Consider the following 15,245-nt stretch of genomic DNA (forward strand, 5'->3'; position numbering starts at 1 on the left):
GGATCAATCTACCCATCATGGCGCGATCTGGGCGTACCGTACCCGCGAGGTACGCTGCCGCGGTGACCATGACGACCTCGGTGTTCATCTCCCGCATCCGCGGGCTGCCCGTCGTCGACCCCGACGGCGACAAGCTCGGCAAGGTCCGCGATGTCGTGGTGCAGATCGGTCGCACCGGCGCGCCGCGCGTCCGCGGGCTGCTGGTCGAGTTGTTCGCCCGCCAGCAGATCTTCATCTCGATCCAGCGGGTCTCCGCGATCGACGCCGCCCAGGTCGCCACCACCGGAGTGATCAACACCCGCCGCTTCTCCCGCCGCGACACCGAGACGCTCGTGGTCGAGGACCTGTTCGACCGCGAGGTCGGCTGGCGCGGCCACGAGGGTCGCTACCGGATCCGCGATGTGGCGATGAAGGCGATCCGCAACCGGGAATGGGAGCTGGCCGAGGCGGCCCTCGTGGCGGTCGCCCGTCGCCCGGCCTTCCGTCGTCGCGAACATGTGGTGATCGCGGACTGGTCCGAGCTGACCGGGCTGGCCAGCGGCGGTCGCGGCAACGAGCAACTGCTCGCCGAGCTCGAGGACATGCACGCCGCCGATGTCGCGCGCAAGCTGCACGACATGGAGCCCGGACGGCGCGCCAAGGTCGTCGAGGCGCTCGCGGACGAGACCCTGGCCGACGCGCTGGAGGAGCTGCCGGAGGACGAGCAGGTGCAGTTGATCTCGCTGCTCGATGCCGAGCGGGCCGCCGACATCCTGGGCGAGATGGACCCCGACGACGCGGCCGACCTGATCAAGGAGCTCGCGCCGGACATCGCCGAGCAACTGCTCGCCCGGATGGAACGCACCGACGCGGAGACGGTCCGTCAGTTGATGGCCTACGCGGACGAGACCGCGGGCGGCATGATGACCACCGAGCCGGTGATCCTCCCGGCCGATGCCCGCGTCGCGGATGCGCTGGCGTTGGTCCGCAACGAGGAGCTGACTCCCGCGCTGGCCGGCATGGTCTATGTCTGCCGTTCGCCGCTGGAGGTGCCGACCGGCCGGTTCCTCGGCGGGGTGCACATCCAACGACTGCTGCGCGAACCGCCCTCGACGCTGGTCTCGGAGCTGATCGACTCCGACCTGGAGCCGCTCTCGGCGGGCGAGGAACTGCCCTACGTCAGCCGGTACTTCGCGACCTACAACCTGGTCAACGCGCCCGTCGTCGACGAGGACAACCGGCTGCTCGGCGCGGTCACCGTCGACGACGTGCTGGATCACATGCTGCCCGAGGACTGGCGCGGGCGCGGCCTGGACGGCCTCGAGCCCGAGCCCGCCACCGAACCCGACACCGCGGAGGTGAACAGTGGCCGATCGTGACGAGGATCGCGCGCGCCGCGAGCGCATCGCGCGCGACCGGCTGAACACCCCCGGTACGCAGCGCCGTCGGCTGCCCCGGCTGCGGCTGGACAGCGACGCGTTCGGGCAGTTCGCCGAGGGATTCGCCCGGTTCATGGGTACGCCGCAGTTCCTGCTCTGGATGACGGTGATCATCATCATCTGGATCCTGTGGAACACCCTGGCGCCCGAGCCGCTGCGGGTCGACCCCTTCCCCTTCATCTTCCTGACGTTGCTGTTGTCGCTGCAGGCCTCCTATGCGGCCCCGCTGATCCTGTTGGCCCAGAACCGGCAGGAGGCCCGCGACCGGATCGCGGTCGAGGCCGACCGCCGCCAGGCCGCGCAGAGTCGCGCGGACATGGACTTCCTGGCCCGCGAGATCGCGTCGGTCCGGATGAACGTCGGCGAACTTGCCACCCGTGAGTTCATCCGCCGCGAGCTGCGCGACGCCCTGGCCGAGGAGCGCGCCGAAGCCGAGGCCGAGCGGGGGTCGCCGACCGCGTAGGGTTGAGCGCATGTCCGTGCAGTCCACCAGTCCCGACCATCCGCTGCTGCCCGCCATCGAGAAGGCGCTGAGCGGCGTCCAGGACCCCGAGATCCGCCGCCCGATCACCGAGATCGGGATGCTGAAGTCCGTCGACATCGCCGCGGACTCCTCGGTCCGGGTCGGCATCTTGCTGACCGTCGCCGGCTGCCCGATGCGCGACACCCTGACCCGCGACGTGACCGCGGCCGTGGCCGGCGTCGCCGGCACCGGTGCGGTGTCGGTCGACTTCGGTGTGATGGACGACGAGCAGCGCGCCGCGCTGAAAGAGCAGTTGCGTGGCCCCGGCAACGACCGGGAGATCCCGTTCGCCAGGCCCGATTCGCTGACCCGGGTGATCGCGATCGCCTCGGGCAAGGGCGGGGTCGGCAAGTCCTCGGTGACCGTCAACCTGGCGCTGTCGCTCGCTGCCGCCGGGCGTACCGTGGGCGTGCTCGACGCCGACATCTACGGGCACTCGATCCCGACGATGCTCGGCGTCGGCGACGCGCGCCCGACCAGCGTCGACGACATGATCATGCCGGTCCCGGCGCTCGGCCTGAAGGTGATCTCCATCGGCATGCTGAAGCCGCGCCGCGACCAGGTCGTCGCCTGGCGCGGCCCGATCCTGGACCGCGCGCTGCAGCAGATGCTCGCCGACGTCTACTGGGGCGACCTGGACTATCTGCTGCTCGACCTGCCGCCCGGCACCGGCGATGTGCAGATCTCCGTCGGCCAGAAGCTGCCCAATGCCGAGGTGTTGGTCGTCACCACCCCGCAGCAGGCCGCCGCCGAGGTCGCCGAGCGCGCGGGCACCATGGCGTCGATGATGAACCAGCGGGTGATCGGGGTGGTCGAGAACATGGCGTACCTGGAGACCACCTGTCCGCACTGCGGTGAGGCGCACCGGCACGAGCTGTTCGGCTCCGGCGGCGGCGACGAGGTCGCGGGTACGCTCAGCCGCCGCCTCGGCTACCCGATCGAGGTGATCGCCCGGGTGCCGCTCGATCAGGCGCTGCGCGAGGGCGGCGATGCCGGCTCGCCCGTCGTCGGCGAGCCCGGGCATCCGTCCTCGGCCGCGCTGGCGGACCTGGCGACGCGGATCGATTCGCGCGGCCGCAATCTTGCCGGTCGTCAGCTCGGCCTCAGCCCGGTGGGTCGCTGAGGATCAGGTCGCCTCGGTGTCCCACGGCGAGGCCACCAGGGTTCCGGCCTCGTCCGCGGCGACCGATTCACCGGCACCAGCCTCGACCACGGTGACCGTGCCGGTGTCGGCGAGCACGCTGGTGCCGGCGGCGGTCACCGATGCGGCCGCCGTCGCCGAGCCCGGTGCCGGGGAGAACAGCGCCTCGCCGATGGTCTGTTTCTTCGCCTGCTCGTCTCGCTGTTCCGGTTCGCCCTGCTTCGGTTCGGCCAGTTCCGGTTCGGTTTGCTTCGGTTCGGTCTGCTTCGGTTCGGCCGAGCCGTTCCGCTTCGCGGCGCCGAGGGCGCTGCGTACCCCGTCGGACTCCGTGCGGGTCATCCGCCCGGCCTCGTTCACGTCGCGCTTGACGTCGGCGATGATCGGTTCGACGTCTTCGAGCAGATGCTTGCGGACGAACGCCTTGGGATTCAGATCGCGCAGGTCCAGGTCGGCGTACTCCGGGCCGAGCTCGCGGCGCAGTTGACCGGTCGCATCGTTGGCGATGCCTCGCACATAGCGCAGGACCCGCGCGGCCTTGCGGGCGAATTCCGGCAGCTTCTCCGGCCCGAACAACACGACCGCGAGGATCGCCAGCACGGCGATCTCGAACGGCCCGACACTCATGCGCGCAAGCCTATGCCAATCCCCCGGCCGGGCGGCTCACTCCCGGACCGCGCCGAGGGTGACCGAGACGTCGCCGCGGCCCTTGACGCCGAGCACGATCTGCTCCCCGGGCCGTTTGCTGCGTACCCGCACGATCAGTTCGACCATCTCGGTGACGGGGCGGCCGTCGACCGTGGTCACCACATCGCCGCTGCTCAGCCCCGCATCGGCGGCCGGTCCCCCGGCCGTGACGGTGCTCAGCACGACCCCGGAACCGTCGTCCGCGGTCTGCACCTGCGCGCCGATCACCGGATAGCTCGACCGGCCGGTCCGGATCAGTTCGTCGGCGATCGCGCTGGCCTGGTTGATCGGGATCGCGAAGCCGACGCCGATGCTGCCGCCCTGGCGTTCGCCGCCCCCGCCCAGGCTGAGGATCGCCGAGTTCACCCCGATCACCCGGCCCGCCGTGTCGACCAGCGGCCCGCCGGAGTTGCCCGGGTTGATCGCCGCATCGGTCTGGATCGCATCCAGGTACGCCTGGCCCTCGCCGCTGCCGTTGCCGCCCTCGCCGCCGCCCACGGCGACCGGTCGGTCGACGGCCGAGACGATGCCCGAGGTCACCGAGCCACCGAGGCCGAGCGGGGCCCCGACCGCGATCACCCCGTCCCCGACCCGGACGCTGCGCGGGTCGCCCAGGTTGACCGCCTTGAGGCCGCCCTCGGGCCGCTCGTCGACACGGATCACCGCGATGTCGTAGCTCGGGCTGCCGCCGACCACGCTGGCCTGCGCCCTGCTCCCGTCGTCGAAGACGACCTCGATGTTGCCGCCGCGCGCGCCCGCGATCACGTGGTTGTTGGTCATGATCAGGCCCTGCTCGTCGATCACGAAGCCCGAGCCGGTGCCCCCGGATCCGAGCTCGATGACGACGGTGCTGGGCAGGATGCGGCCCGCGATGTCGGTCACGCTGCCCGGCTCCGCGGGCGGCGGGACCGGTTCTTGCGGTGCGGGCTGCAGCGCCGGCTGCACGGTCTGTTGGTCGGCCACCGTCCGGGCACCCCACCAGGCGCCACCGGCTCCGGCGGCACCGCCCACCACGAGTGCGGTGACGATCGCGGTGGCCAGCACCGCGCGGCCGGTGCGCGCCGACGCCGCCCGGGGCGCCGCGGTCGGTGGCGCCCAGCGCGTCGCGGCGCCCGGTGCGGTATCCGGGCGGTGGCCCGCCGACAGATCCGGGCGCGGGCCGGGACCGGTGGGCGCCGGCGGGCGCCACGCGGGTTGCTGGTACGGGCCGGGCGGCCCCGGGGGCGGCTGGCTCACCGAATTCCGGCCCGGCTGGCGATCCAGTCCAGCCCGGCCAGGATCCGATCGAACGGTCCTGGCTGGGTGGGAGCCGCGTGCGGAAGGGATCCGCTGACGCTCTCGACAAGCTGGGCGGAGCCGTCGGTGACCACCGTCCAGACGTCGCCGCCGGACTGCCAGGCGAGCACCGTCACGGCGCCGTCGACCGCGCGCCACGCGCCGGTGGCCGCATCGAAGGTCATCCCGTCCCCGGGCACCAGGGTGCCGGGCTGGCGCGAGACGGTCAGCGTGGTCAGCCCGTCGCCGTAGACGCTCTCGATACAGCCGCCGTCGTCGGTGCCCCGCACGCTCAACAGTTGCAGGCCGCCCATCTGCGGCGCCCGGCTCGGTCCGGCCGGCCGCTCCTCGGCACCGCCCGGCGGGTCGGCCGAGAGCAGCCCGTCGACCGCCGCGCCGAAGGTCAGGCTGGTGAAGCCGGCGCTGGAGACGAGCCGGCCCTCGGCGTACCGCTCGGTCCACAGCAGGTAACCGGTCTCGGCGTCGATCCACCAGCGCACCCGCGGGTCCGATTCACCCGGCATCCGCGCGTCGACGGTCGCGGCCGGCCGGCCGGCGACGCTGCCGCCGAGCTCGCGACAGCTCAGCTCGAACCGGCCGAGCGAGGACAGATCAAGGATCGACGGCCGGCCGACCGGGACGAAATCGGTGTCGGCGATGTCGGCGCCGTCGAGCACACTGAGACTGGTCCCGAAGCCCGGCAGGTTCTCGACGCTGACGGTGCTCTGCACCCAGCCGCTGGGGCCGAGATGCTGCACGGTCTGCACCCCGCTCACCGAGACCTCGGCGTCGGCGCGCTGGGCCCGGTGCAGGGAGCGCTGGCAGTCACTGCCGGTGGCCACCGGGCTCTCGAAGGCCTGCTGCGGCACGGGTCCGGCACCGGCCGGACCGGCGGCCAGCGGTACGCCGGGGCTGGCCGCGACCGCGCCGACCGCGGCATTGCTCAGCGGCATCTGGTTGAGCGCGGAGGCGAAGCCCGCCCGCGCCTGGGCGGTGGGCTCGACGACGACCTGCCGGCTGGGCGGGGCGGCGACCCAGCCGACGAGCGCGACCCCGACCAGCAGGGTGAGCAGCGAGCCGGTGGTGATCAGCCGCCGGCGGCGGGCGTCGCGGCGATTGCTCGGCAGCGCGGCGAAGCCGGCTCCCGGGCGATCGTGCGGATCGAACGGCCGGGCCCACAGCGGCTGGTCGGCCGATTCGCCGGCGATCGAGCGCAACCGGTCCGGCAGCGCCTGCGGGCCGCGGACGGGCTGGCCGGCCGGCTCGGCGTCGGCGCCGGAGCGCAGCAGCGAACGCACGTGTCGCAGCGAGGCGACCTCGGCCCGGCAGTCCGGGCAGCCCGCGACGTGGGTGGCAATCTCCTCGTGGACCGCGGTCGGGAGCGCAGCATCGACATATGCCGACAGCTTGTCGGCATAGGTCTGGCACCCGGCGCGAAACGAGATCATCTGCCCGACGGACCCCCGTCGGCACCGACCTCCACGGGCGCGCCGAGATAGCGGCTGCGATCGCCCGACGGTTCACGGTGGGCGAGAGCGGAACGCAACTGGGCCCGACCCCGGTGGATCCGCGACCGGACCGTGCCGAGCTTCACATCGAGCACCGAGGCGACCTCCTCATAGGACAGCCCCTCGATGTCGCACAGCACCACCGCGGCACGGAACTCGGGCGCCAGCGCCGCCAGCGCGGCCTCGACGTCGTGGGCCAGATCGGCGTCGTCGAGCCGGACGTCGGGGCTCGGGTCGCGGCTCTGCAAGCGCTCGGAGGAGCCCTCGCTCAGCCCGTCGAAGCGGATCTTCTGCCGGCGGCGGGCGCCGTCGAGGAACAGATTGGTGGTGATCCGGTGCAACCAGCCCTCGAAGGTGCCCGGCTGGAACTTGTGCAGCGAGCGGAACACCCGGATGAACACGTCCTGGGTCAGGTCCTCGGCATCGTGCGGGTTGCCGGTGAGCCGGTAGGCCAGTCGATAGACGCGGCCGGAGTGTTCGCGTACCACCTCGTCCCAGGTCGGCGGGGACCATTCGGCGGCAGCATCGGGCGTCGGGCGCGTCTCGGCGCGCGTACCGCCCCGCGTCCACGGCAGTGCCATCGACCCTCTCCCTTCGACCGACTGAGCCATTGTCCCTCCCGGAGGTTCTGCACCCAAGTCGGCGACCGCTGTGGGCGGGCCGATCCTGGTGCGGCGACGCAGCCAGTCTTGACGGCCGCGTGCGGCGGCACCAAGCCGCGCTGCGGGCCGCGGCGGGTTCCACACCGGACTCACAGGATGCGCTGGCGACGCTCACAGTCCCCCGGCCGCGGCGGTGGCGCGGGTCACATCCCGGCGTCGTCCAGCAGCGCGTGGAACGCGTCGACCTGCGCGGGCGTGGCGGGCACCAGCGGCAACCGGACGCCCGGCCCGATCAGGCCCTTGCGCTCCAGCCCGGCCTTGACCAGGAGACAGCCCTGGGTGGCGAACACGCCGGTGAACAGCGGCTCGAGGGCGCGGTGCAGGGTCAGCGCCTCGCCGTGCCGCCCCTCGACCTGGGCGTTGATCATCCGCGCCGCGCCGGCGCCGGTGAAGTGGGTCGAGGTGCCGATCAGTCCGACCGCGCCGAGCGCGAGCAGGGCGAGCGTCAGGTTGTCCTCGCCGGAGTAGTAGGCGAGGTCCGTGCGCGCCATCACCCGCCCGGACGAGGCGAGATCGCCCTTGGCGTCCTTGACCCCGACGATCCGGGGGTGCTCGGCGAGTTCGAGCAGCGTCGCCTCCGCGATCGGTACGCCGCTTCGGTGCGGGATGTCGTAGAGCAGGATCGGCAGTTGCGTCGCATCGGCGACCGCCCGGAAATGCGCGGCGATCCCGTCCTGCGGGGGCTTGGAGTAATAGGGCGTGACGACCAGCAGGCCGTCCGCCCCCGCCTCCTCGGCCTGCCTTGCGAGCTCGATCGTGTGCGGGGTGTCGAAGGTGCCGACGCCGGCGACCAGCGGGATGTCGGGGCCGACCGCCTCGCGGACGGTTCGGATCAGCTCGACCTTCTCCTGGCCACTGGTGGTCGGCGACTCGCCGGTGGTGCCGTTGATCACGAGCGCGTCGTTGCTCTGCTCGTCGATCAGCCAGCGGGCCACCCGACCGGCCGCCTCATGATCAACTTTGCCGGCGGCGTCGAAGGGGGTCACCATCGCCGTCAACAGCCGCCCGAAGATCGGGTCCGCCATGATCGTTCGTCCTCTCGCAGGGGCGTCGCGGCGCGGGCGGGCACCGGGCTCGATCCGGGCGGCGCCTCGCGCATCTTGGCCATCCTAGGCGGTTTCGCGGTCGCGATTCGCTACGCTGCCGCCCATGAGCGCTCCCGACGATCCCGCGGCCGCGGCGGCCCAACAGGCACCCACGGATGCGGGCCGGGCGCCGAAACCCGCCTCCTGGGTGTACGCCGAGGACTTCGCTCCGGAGAGCGCAGCCGCGCTGGCGGCGCGCGCCGCCGCCGCCGATTTCGGCATCGCCCCGGTCAGCCGGGGCGCCGCCGCGCTGCTCACCGTGCTGGCCCGCGCCATCGGCGCGCGCGCGGTCGTGGAGATCGGCTCCGGAACGGGCGTGTCCGGGCTGGCGCTGTTCGCGGGGATGGCCCCCGACGGCATCCTGACCAGCGTCGACATCGAGGGCGAGCACCAGGCCCGGGCGCGCGAGGCGTTCGGCTCGGTGGGCGTACCGGATCGGCGCTTCCGGCTGATCCAGGGCGAGGCGCTGACCGTGTTGCCCAAGCTCAGCGACGGCGCCTACGACCTCGTGCTGGTCGATGCGGACAAGCTGGAGTACGCCGAATACGTCGCCCAGGCGGTACGCCTGCTGCGGCCGGGTGGCCTGTTGGTCATCGACAACGCGCTGTGGCACGACCGGGTCGCCGATCCCCGCAACTCCGAGGACGAGACGATCCTGATCAGGGAGGCCCTGGAGGCGATCCGGGACGGCGACGAGCTGCTCGCCTCGCTGGTCCCGGTCGGCGACGGCCTGCTGCTGGGCGTGCGCCGACCCGGCGTACCGGCCGATCGGTGATCAGTCGCGGGTGATGTGCGCGCCCTTCGGCACGACGGTGATCCCGCCGGGCGAGACGGTCAGCCCCCGGGCCCGATCGGCGTCATGATCAACACCGATCTCGACGCCGCGGTCCACGACCGCGTTCTTGTCCAGGATCGCGTTGCGTAGCACCACATTGCGGCCGATCTCGACATTCTCCATCAGCACGGATCGCTCGACCTTCGCCCACTTGTCCACGCGGACATTCGGCGAGAGCACCGAGCGGTCGACATCGCCACCGGAGATGATGCAGCCGGCGCTGACGATCGAGTCCTCGGCCGTGCCGCGGAGCACGAACTTCGCGCCCGGGCGCTGCACCTGGTAGGTCCAGATCGGCCAGGCATCGTTGTAGAGGTTGAAGTTGGGCTCGACGGAGACCAGATCCATGTGGGCGTCGTGGAAGGCGTCGATCGTCCCGACATCGCGCCAGTAGTCCCGGTCCCGGGTGGTGGCGTCGGGGACCTGGTTGTCGCGGAAGTCATAGACCTGCGCCTGTCCGGCCTCGACGAAGCCCGGGATGATGTTGCCGCCCATGTCGTGCCGTGTGTCGGCGGCCGCATCGTCGGTGAGCGCCTTCACCAGCGCGGAGGCGGTGAAGATGTAGTTGCCCATCGAGGCATAGGACTCCTCCGGACTGTCCGGCAGCCCGGGCGGATCGGCCGGCTTCTCCAGGAAGGAGTTGATCTTGCCGTCGCGCGCGGCATCGATGATGCCGAAGGCGCTCGCCTCCGAGCGCGGCACCCGGATCCCGGCGACCGTGCAGTCCAGCCCGGACTCGATGTGGCGCTCGAGCATCTGCGAGACGTCCATCCGGTAGATGTTGTCGGCGCCGAAGACGACCACGTAGTCGGGATCCTCGTCGCGGATCAGGTTCATCGACTGGAAGATCGCATCGGCGCTGCCCTGGTACCAGCGCGGGCCGAGCCGCTGCTGGGCCGGCACCGGGGTGATGTAGTTGCCCAGGATCGTCGACAGCCGCCAGGTCAGCGAGATGTGCCGGTCCAGCGAATGCGACTTGTACTGGGTCAGCACGCACACCTTGCGCATGTCGGAGTTGACGAGATTGGACAGCACGAAGTCGATCAACCGGTACGTACCGCCGAAGGGGACCGCGGGCTTGGCCCGGTCCACGGTCAACGGCATCAACCTCTTGCCCTCGCCACCGGCGAGAACGATCGACAAGACCCTCGGTCGAGCTGTCATGGCAACGAAACTATTGGACGTCGGATCGTCACGACAACCACCCCCTGCTGGCGGGACCAGCCTGTCGCGAGCGGCGCGATGATGCAACGATCGACCCATGACCGATCGACCCACGCCCGATCGACCCACTGCCGGGCCTTCGACTGACCGGATGCGTGTCGCCCTGCTGACCCGGGAGTACCCGCCGCACATCTACGGCGGCGCCGGGGTGCACGTCGGGCAACTGGTGCCACCGCTGCGCGCGCTCGTCGACGTCGACGTGCAGGCGATGGGCGAGCCGCGCGAGGGCGCCACGGCGCACCCTGAGTCCTATCCGCCCGGCGCGAATGCAGCGCTGCGGGTCTTCGGCGCGGATCTGGCGATGGTGGCGGCGACCCCGCCGGTCGACCTGGTGCATTCCCACACCTGGTACGCCAACCTCGCCGGCCATCTGACCGGTCTCTACCAGGACATCCCGCACGTGGTGACGGCGCACTCGCTGGAGCCGCACCGGCCGTGGAAGGCCGAGCAGCTCGGTGGCGGGTACCGGCTGAGCAGCTGGGCCGAGCGTACCGCCTATGGCGCGGCGTCGGCGGTGATCGCCGTCAGCGACGGGATGCGCCGCGATGTGCTCGACTCCTACCCCGAGCTCGACCCGGCGCGGGTGCACGTGGTCCGAAACGGCATCGACACCGAGGAGTTCCGGCCGGACCCGGGGACCGCCGCGCCCGAGTCGATCGGGATGGCGCTGGATCGGCCGACCGTGGTCTTCGTCGGCCGGATCACGCGGCAGAAGGGCGTGATCCACCTCGTCCGGGCGGCGGAGCGGTTCGATCCCGACACCCAGCTCGTGCTGTTGGCCGGCGCGCCCGACACCCCCGAGATCGCCGAACAGATCTCCTCGGCGGTCGCCGAGCTGGAGCGCCGCCGCGGCAATGTCGTCTGGGTGCAGGAGATGCTGCCGCGCGAGTCGGTACGCCAGGTGTTGTCCCATGCCACGGTGTTCGCCTGCCCGAGCGTCTATGAGCCGCTCGGCATCGTGAACCTGGAGGCGATGGCATGTGAGACGGCCGTGGTGGCCAGCGCGGTCGGCGGCATTCCGGAGGTGGTCGTCGACGGCGAGACGGGCCTGCTGGTCCCCTACGACCCGGCCCGCGCCGACGACCCCACCTTCGTCGCGGCGTTCGAGGCCGACCTGGCCGACAAGATCAATTCGCTGACCCGGGAACCGGGGCGGGCAGCGGCGATGGGCCGGGCCGGCCGGGAACGGGCGATCACCGAGTTCAGTTGGCCCAAGATCGCGGCGGAGACCGTCGAGGTCTATGCCGCGGCGATCGCCGACCCGCTGCGCCCGGCGGCCGGGCCCCGCTGACCCGATCGCATCCCGGCAGACAGACATCCCGGCAGACAGACAAGGGCCCGGCCGGATGGCCGGGCCCTTGCCCTGACGTGTTTCTGGGAGCGCGGGATGATCAGCCCACGACGCCTTTCAGCGCGGCCGCCAGCTCCTCTGCCTCCTGGGCGTTCATCTCGACGACCAGACGACCGCCACCCTCGAGCGGTACCCGCATCACGATGCCCCTGCCCTCTTTGGTGACCTCCATCGGGCCGTCCCCCGTGCGCGGCTTCATCGCTGCCATCTGTGCAACCTCATCTCGTCTGCGTCGGATCTGACGGGGATCATTATTCCGTATCGCGCGCCTCGGCGGGCGCCGAGCGTTCGGAAGCGCCGCCGTCTTGGGCGAGCCGGCGAAGTTCGGTCAGCTCGTCGTCGCGCTGGTCGAGCTCGCGCCCGAGCCGCTCGAGCAGCTCGTCGACGCGCGTCATGTCATAGCCACGCAACTGCACCTGGAACCGGACATCGCGCAGATCATCACCCGTGATCCGGGTGGGCGGCAGGGCCGGGCGGAAGTCGTCGCGCTCCGGCTCGTCCGGCATCCCGCCGAAGGCTCCGCCGGCCACCATTGCCCCGGCGCCGAGCACGGCGACGGCGACGATCACGATCAGCCAGACCATCGGCTGCTCCTCCCCGAGACGGTCATTCGGGGCGCTCCGCGGGGCCCTCGTCCCAGTCGGTGTTCATCGTCGCGATGACCCGCTCGATGTCATCGGTGACCACCAGCCGGTCGAGATCGATCGGGGCGATGTAGCCACCGCCGAGCACCTGTTCGCGGAGCCAGGCGAGCAGCCCCGACCAGTACTGCGTACCGAACAACACCACCGGAAAATTGGTCACCTTGCGGGTCTGCGCCAGGGTCAGCGCCTCGAACAACTCGTCGAAGGTGCCGAATCCGCCTGGCATCACCACGAAGCCCTGGGAGTACTTGACGAACATGGTCTTGCGGGCGAAGAAGTAGCGGAAGTTGATCCCGAGGCTGACCCAGTCGTTCAGCTTGCTCTCGAAGGGCAGCTCGATGCCCAGCCCGACCGACACGCCGTCGGCATCGGCCGCACCGCGGTTGGCCGCCTCCATGATGCCCGGGCCCCCGCCCGTGATCACGGCGAAGCCGGCCTCGACCAGCCGGCGGCCGATCTGGCGCGCTGCGGCATACATCGGGTGATCGGGCGGCGTACGCGCGGATCCGAAGACGCTGACGGCCAGCCCGAGCTCGGCGAGCGCACCGAAGCCCTCGACGAACTCGGCCTGGATGCGCAACACCCGCCACGGATCGGTGTGTACCCAGTCGGCGGGTCCGCGGGATTCGAGCAGTCGCTGGTCGGTGGTCGTCTCCAGCCGGGACCGTCCGCTGCGGGTCACCGGTCCGGCCTGCTGGCCCGGCTCGGGGCTGCGGTCGTCGTCCGTCACGGGGTTCATCCTGCCAGCCAGCGCAGCAGCGCCTCACGGCATGCGCGCACCTGGGCGGCCGGGGTGTGCTCGTCGTCGGTGTGGGCCAGCAGCGGATCGCCTGGACCGTAGTTCACGGCCGGTACGCCGAGCGCGGAGAACCGCGAGACGTCGGTCCAGCCGAACTTCGGCCCGGGCTCGCCGCCCACGGCGGCCAGGAACTCCGCCGCCACCGGGCGGTCCAGGCCGGGCCGCGCGCCCGGCGAGCCGTCGGTGCGGGTGACGTCGAAGCCGTCGAAGACCTCGCGGACATGCGCCTCGGCGGCGGCCAGGTCACGGTCCGGGGCAAAGCGGTAGTTCACCGTGACGACGCACTCGTCGGGGATCACATTGCCCGCGATGCCGCCGCGGATGCCGACGGCGCTCAGGCCTTCCCGGTAGGTGAGCCCGTCCACCTCGGGCTCCCGGGCGCGATAGCGGGCGAGGCGGTCCAGGACCGGCGCGGCGGCGTGGATGGCGTTGCTTCCCACCCAGGGCCGGGCCGAGTGCGCGGCTCGTCCGGCGAGCCGGATGTCGACCCGCAGCGTCCCCTGGCAGCCGCCCTCGACGCGCGCGTTGGACGGTTCGCAGAGCACGGCGAACTCGCCGGCGAGCAGGTCGGGCCGGTTGCGGGCCAACCGGCCGAGGCCGTTGCGGGCGGCCTCGACCTCCTCGTTGTCGTAGAAGATCCAGGTCACCGGCCGGGCCTGCCGTCCCGCGTGGGCGAGCGCCGCGGCGACGGAGAGCTGGACGGCGACGCCGCCCTTCATGTCGGCCGAGCCGCGCCCGAAGATCTGTTCCTCGGCGCCCGTGCCGACCGACCGGCTCGGCAGATTGCCCGCCACCGGCACGGTGTCCAGATGTCCGGCGATGATCACCCGCCGGTCGGTCGGTCCCGGCGAGACCGCGACCACACAGTCGCCGTCGCGGATCACATCCAGTCCGGGCAGGGCGCGCAGCGCGCCCTCCACGGCATCGGCGATCGGCCCCTCGTCGCCGCTGACCGATTCGATGTCGATCAGCTGGCGCAACAGGGCGACGACATCGCCGTCGAGGTCGAGTCGGGTCTCATCGGCCGCAGGCACCGGGTCAGGTTAGCGGCCGCGGGCGGGTCAGCCCGCCTGCCGCCCCGGCCGTTCGGCGCCGGGCGTCCCCCGCCGACGCTCCCGCTTGCCGCGCGCCACCTCGGTGGCGAGCGCGTCGAGCGGCTGGGACCATTCCCGGTGCAGGCCCGCCAGCCAGGCCCGCACCGCGGCGAGCGCGTCGGGCCGCAACCGGTAGAGGCGCCGCGCGCCGTCTCGGCGTACCTCGCAGAACCCGCTGTCGCGCAGTACTCGCAGTTGCATCGAGCCGGCCGGCTGGCCGATCCCGAACTCGGCGCTGGCGATCCGGGTCAGCTCCCCGGCCGGCTGCTCTCCGCCCGCTGCCAGGACCTCGATCAGGCGCCGGCGTACCGGATCGGCCAGCACCGTGAACGCATCGGGCCGCGCGCCGTCACTCGCCCGAGCGTTCGCCATCCCCGCCCTCGCCCGTGTAGAAGGCGATGCAGCGGACTCCCGCCGCACGCGCTCCGGCGGGCTCGTCGCCGGCGGCGATCGCCGCGTCCACCCAGGCATTGGCCGCCTCGATGACGAACGCCCGGCCCTCGGGGGTGGTCGGCCACGCCTCGCCCTCGGCCCGGTCGACCGCCGCTCCGGTACGCAGATGCTCGGCCAGCCCGCGATGCAGGGCCAGGTCCCAGCCGATACCGGTCGCGCCCGGGCCGTAGGTCTCCCAGAACTCCGGTGCCACCGGGGCCTCGTGGACCAGCTCGAGCACGGTCCCGTCGGCATCGGGGCTGAGCGTGACGTCGACCCAGCTCGGGCCGCCGCCCATCTCCCAGGTGATGGCGAGGTGTCGCGGCGGGTCGCAGGAGAGCACCTCACCGCCGGCATTGCCGTCGAGTTGGTAGCGCCCGCCGACCGCGAGATCGCCGGTCACCGGCAGGAACCAGCGCGGCAACCGCTCGGCATCGGTCAGGGCCTGCCAGAGGTCGGCGACATCGGTCCGGTAGTGCCGGGTGACCACCACCCGGGTGGCCGGGGTGCCGTCCCGGTCGATGTGTTCGACCATGCGCTGTTCGTTGGCATCGGTAGTCATCGGGGCTC

Annotated in this window: 17 protein-coding genes; 5 read left to right on the forward strand and 12 right to left on the reverse strand. The window is 71.9% G+C overall.

The genetic code is table 11. The features are described from left to right. Positions 1 to 62: 62 nt before the first annotated feature. Genes ACXDC7_RS14735 through ACXDC7_RS14745 form a run of 3 tightly spaced genes read left to right on the forward strand, consistent with a single transcriptional unit; the run spans position 63 to position 3,064 of the window. Entirely contained in the window at positions 63 to 1,358 is a 1,296-nt protein-coding gene (locus ACXDC7_RS14735) for a magnesium transporter MgtE N-terminal domain-containing protein (RefSeq protein ID WP_425487404.1), read from the forward strand. Then, the gene (locus ACXDC7_RS14740; protein WP_343045955.1) at positions 1,345 to 1,881 is read left to right on the forward strand and encodes a DUF1003 domain-containing protein; all 537 of its coding nucleotides are present in this window, start codon (positions 1,345 to 1,347) and stop codon (positions 1,879 to 1,881) included. Before ACXDC7_RS14735 ends, ACXDC7_RS14740 begins: the two co-directional genes overlap by 14 nt. A gap of 10 nt (positions 1,882 to 1,891) precedes the next feature. Beyond that, on the forward strand, positions 1,892 to 3,064 hold the full coding sequence (locus ACXDC7_RS14745) for an Mrp/NBP35 family ATP-binding protein (protein ID WP_459222576.1): 1,173 nt from the start codon (positions 1,892 to 1,894) through the stop codon (positions 3,062 to 3,064). A gap of 3 nt (positions 3,065 to 3,067) precedes the next feature. Here ACXDC7_RS14745 and ACXDC7_RS14750 read toward each other — a convergent pair whose 3' ends face one another. The 5 genes from ACXDC7_RS14750 to dapA all read right to left on the reverse strand — a co-directional run bounded on the left by ACXDC7_RS14750 (position 3,068) and on the right by dapA (position 8,236). Continuing rightward, positions 3,068 to 3,706 (reverse strand): sec-independent translocase, encoded by a 639-nt coding sequence (locus ACXDC7_RS14750; protein ID WP_459222577.1) that lies wholly within the window; start codon positions 3,704 to 3,706, stop codon positions 3,068 to 3,070. 36 nt (positions 3,707 to 3,742) lie between these two features. Beyond that, positions 3,743 to 5,002, reverse strand: a complete 1,260-nt coding sequence (locus tag ACXDC7_RS14755) for a S1C family serine protease (protein WP_459222578.1) — start codon at positions 5,000 to 5,002, stop codon at positions 3,743 to 3,745. Next, positions 4,999 to 6,489 carry a zf-HC2 domain-containing protein gene (locus ACXDC7_RS14760; RefSeq protein ID WP_179445717.1) on the reverse strand — a complete coding sequence of 497 codons (1,491 nt, stop codon included), beginning with the start codon at positions 6,487 to 6,489 and terminating at the stop codon, positions 4,999 to 5,001. The genes ACXDC7_RS14755 and ACXDC7_RS14760 overlap by 4 nt, the downstream gene beginning before the upstream one ends. Beyond that, on the reverse strand, positions 6,486 to 7,130 hold the full coding sequence (sigE, locus tag ACXDC7_RS14765; RefSeq protein ID WP_179445716.1) for an RNA polymerase sigma factor SigE: 645 nt from the start codon (positions 7,128 to 7,130) through the stop codon (positions 6,486 to 6,488). The genes ACXDC7_RS14760 and sigE overlap by 4 nt, the downstream gene beginning before the upstream one ends. Positions 7,131 to 7,354: 224 nt before the next feature. Beyond that, complete coding sequence (gene dapA, locus ACXDC7_RS14770) at positions 7,355 to 8,236, reverse strand: 4-hydroxy-tetrahydrodipicolinate synthase (protein ID WP_179445715.1); 882 nt, start codon at positions 8,234 to 8,236, stop codon at positions 7,355 to 7,357. A gap of 124 nt (positions 8,237 to 8,360) precedes the next feature. On the opposite strand from dapA, the gene ACXDC7_RS14775 reads away from it, so the two are divergent. Continuing rightward, positions 8,361 to 9,071: an O-methyltransferase gene (locus tag ACXDC7_RS14775; protein WP_179445714.1), complete on the forward strand. Its 711-nt coding sequence runs from the start codon at positions 8,361 to 8,363 to the stop codon at positions 9,069 to 9,071. Here the strand turns inward: ACXDC7_RS14775 and glgC are convergent, their stop codons facing one another. After that, a complete protein-coding gene (glgC, locus tag ACXDC7_RS14780) occupies positions 9,072 to 10,295 on the reverse strand; it encodes a glucose-1-phosphate adenylyltransferase (RefSeq protein WP_179445713.1) in 1,224 nt (407 codons plus the stop codon). Positions 10,296 to 10,446: 151 nt separating this feature from the next. Here glgC and glgA point away from each other — a divergent pair, with 151 nt between their 5' ends. After that, positions 10,447 to 11,646 carry a glycogen synthase gene (gene glgA / locus ACXDC7_RS14785; protein ID WP_459222579.1) on the forward strand — a complete coding sequence of 400 codons (1,200 nt, stop codon included), beginning with the start codon at positions 10,447 to 10,449 and terminating at the stop codon, positions 11,644 to 11,646. Positions 11,647 to 11,746: 100 nt separating this feature from the next. Here glgA and ACXDC7_RS14790 read toward each other — a convergent pair whose 3' ends face one another. The 6 genes from ACXDC7_RS14790 to ACXDC7_RS14815 are packed head-to-tail and all read right to left on the reverse strand — an operon-like array spanning position 11,747 to position 15,237. Beyond that, a complete protein-coding gene (locus ACXDC7_RS14790; protein WP_094359238.1) occupies positions 11,747 to 11,914 on the reverse strand; it encodes a DUF3117 domain-containing protein in 168 nt (55 codons plus the stop codon). A gap of 43 nt (positions 11,915 to 11,957) precedes the next feature. After that, positions 11,958 to 12,290 (reverse strand): DivIVA domain-containing protein, encoded by a 333-nt coding sequence (locus ACXDC7_RS14795; RefSeq protein WP_179445711.1) that lies wholly within the window; start codon positions 12,288 to 12,290, stop codon positions 11,958 to 11,960. A gap of 22 nt (positions 12,291 to 12,312) precedes the next feature. Further along, positions 12,313 to 13,089: an LOG family protein gene (locus ACXDC7_RS14800; protein ID WP_179445710.1), complete on the reverse strand. Its 777-nt coding sequence runs from the start codon at positions 13,087 to 13,089 to the stop codon at positions 12,313 to 12,315. Beyond that, positions 13,086 to 14,183, reverse strand: coding sequence for a succinyl-diaminopimelate desuccinylase (dapE, locus tag ACXDC7_RS14805; protein ID WP_459222580.1), 1,098 nt, complete (start codon positions 14,181 to 14,183; stop codon positions 13,086 to 13,088). Before dapE ends, ACXDC7_RS14800 begins: the two co-directional genes overlap by 4 nt. 27 nt (positions 14,184 to 14,210) lie before the next feature. Beyond that, the gene (locus ACXDC7_RS14810; protein ID WP_179445708.1) at positions 14,211 to 14,615 is read right to left on the reverse strand and encodes an ArsR/SmtB family transcription factor; all 405 of its coding nucleotides are present in this window, start codon (positions 14,613 to 14,615) and stop codon (positions 14,211 to 14,213) included. Further along, complete coding sequence (locus tag ACXDC7_RS14815; protein ID WP_459222581.1) at positions 14,593 to 15,237, reverse strand: SRPBCC family protein; 645 nt, start codon at positions 15,235 to 15,237, stop codon at positions 14,593 to 14,595. Before ACXDC7_RS14815 ends, ACXDC7_RS14810 begins: the two co-directional genes overlap by 23 nt. Between the last annotated feature and the right edge of the window lie 8 nt (positions 15,238 to 15,245).

The sequence above is a fragment of the Naumannella huperziae genome (assembly GCF_054073625.1).

Bases quoted from the DNA above. Each gene is read 5' to 3' on its own strand.
- ACXDC7_RS14745 (WP_459222576.1), top strand. From the start codon at position 1,892: ATGTCCGTGCAGTCCACCAGTCCCGACCATCCGCTGCTGCCCGCCATC.
- ACXDC7_RS14750 (WP_459222577.1), bottom strand. From the start codon at position 3,706: ATGAGTGTCGGGCCGTTCGAGATCGCCGTGCTGGCGATCCTCGCGGTC.
- ACXDC7_RS14760 (WP_179445717.1), bottom strand. From the start codon at position 6,489: ATGATCTCGTTTCGCGCCGGGTGCCAGACCTATGCCGACAAGCTGTCG.
- sigE (WP_179445716.1), bottom strand. From the start codon at position 7,130: ATGGCACTGCCGTGGACGCGGGGCGGTACGCGCGCCGAGACGCGCCCG.
- dapA (WP_179445715.1), bottom strand. From the start codon at position 8,236: ATGGCGGACCCGATCTTCGGGCGGCTGTTGACGGCGATGGTGACCCCC.
- ACXDC7_RS14775 (WP_179445714.1), top strand. From the start codon at position 8,361: ATGAGCGCTCCCGACGATCCCGCGGCCGCGGCGGCCCAACAGGCACCC.
- glgC (WP_179445713.1), bottom strand. From the start codon at position 10,295: ATGACAGCTCGACCGAGGGTCTTGTCGATCGTTCTCGCCGGTGGCGAG.
- glgA (WP_459222579.1), top strand. From the start codon at position 10,447: ATGCGTGTCGCCCTGCTGACCCGGGAGTACCCGCCGCACATCTACGGC.
- ACXDC7_RS14790 (WP_094359238.1), bottom strand. From the start codon at position 11,914: ATGGCAGCGATGAAGCCGCGCACGGGGGACGGCCCGATGGAGGTCACC.
- ACXDC7_RS14795 (WP_179445711.1), bottom strand. From the start codon at position 12,290: ATGGTCTGGCTGATCGTGATCGTCGCCGTCGCCGTGCTCGGCGCCGGG.
- ACXDC7_RS14800 (WP_179445710.1), bottom strand. From the start codon at position 13,089: ATGAACCCCGTGACGGACGACGACCGCAGCCCCGAGCCGGGCCAGCAG.
- ACXDC7_RS14810 (WP_179445708.1), bottom strand. From the start codon at position 14,615: ATGGCGAACGCTCGGGCGAGTGACGGCGCGCGGCCCGATGCGTTCACG.
- ACXDC7_RS14815 (WP_459222581.1), bottom strand. From the start codon at position 15,237: ATGACTACCGATGCCAACGAACAGCGCATGGTCGAACACATCGACCGG.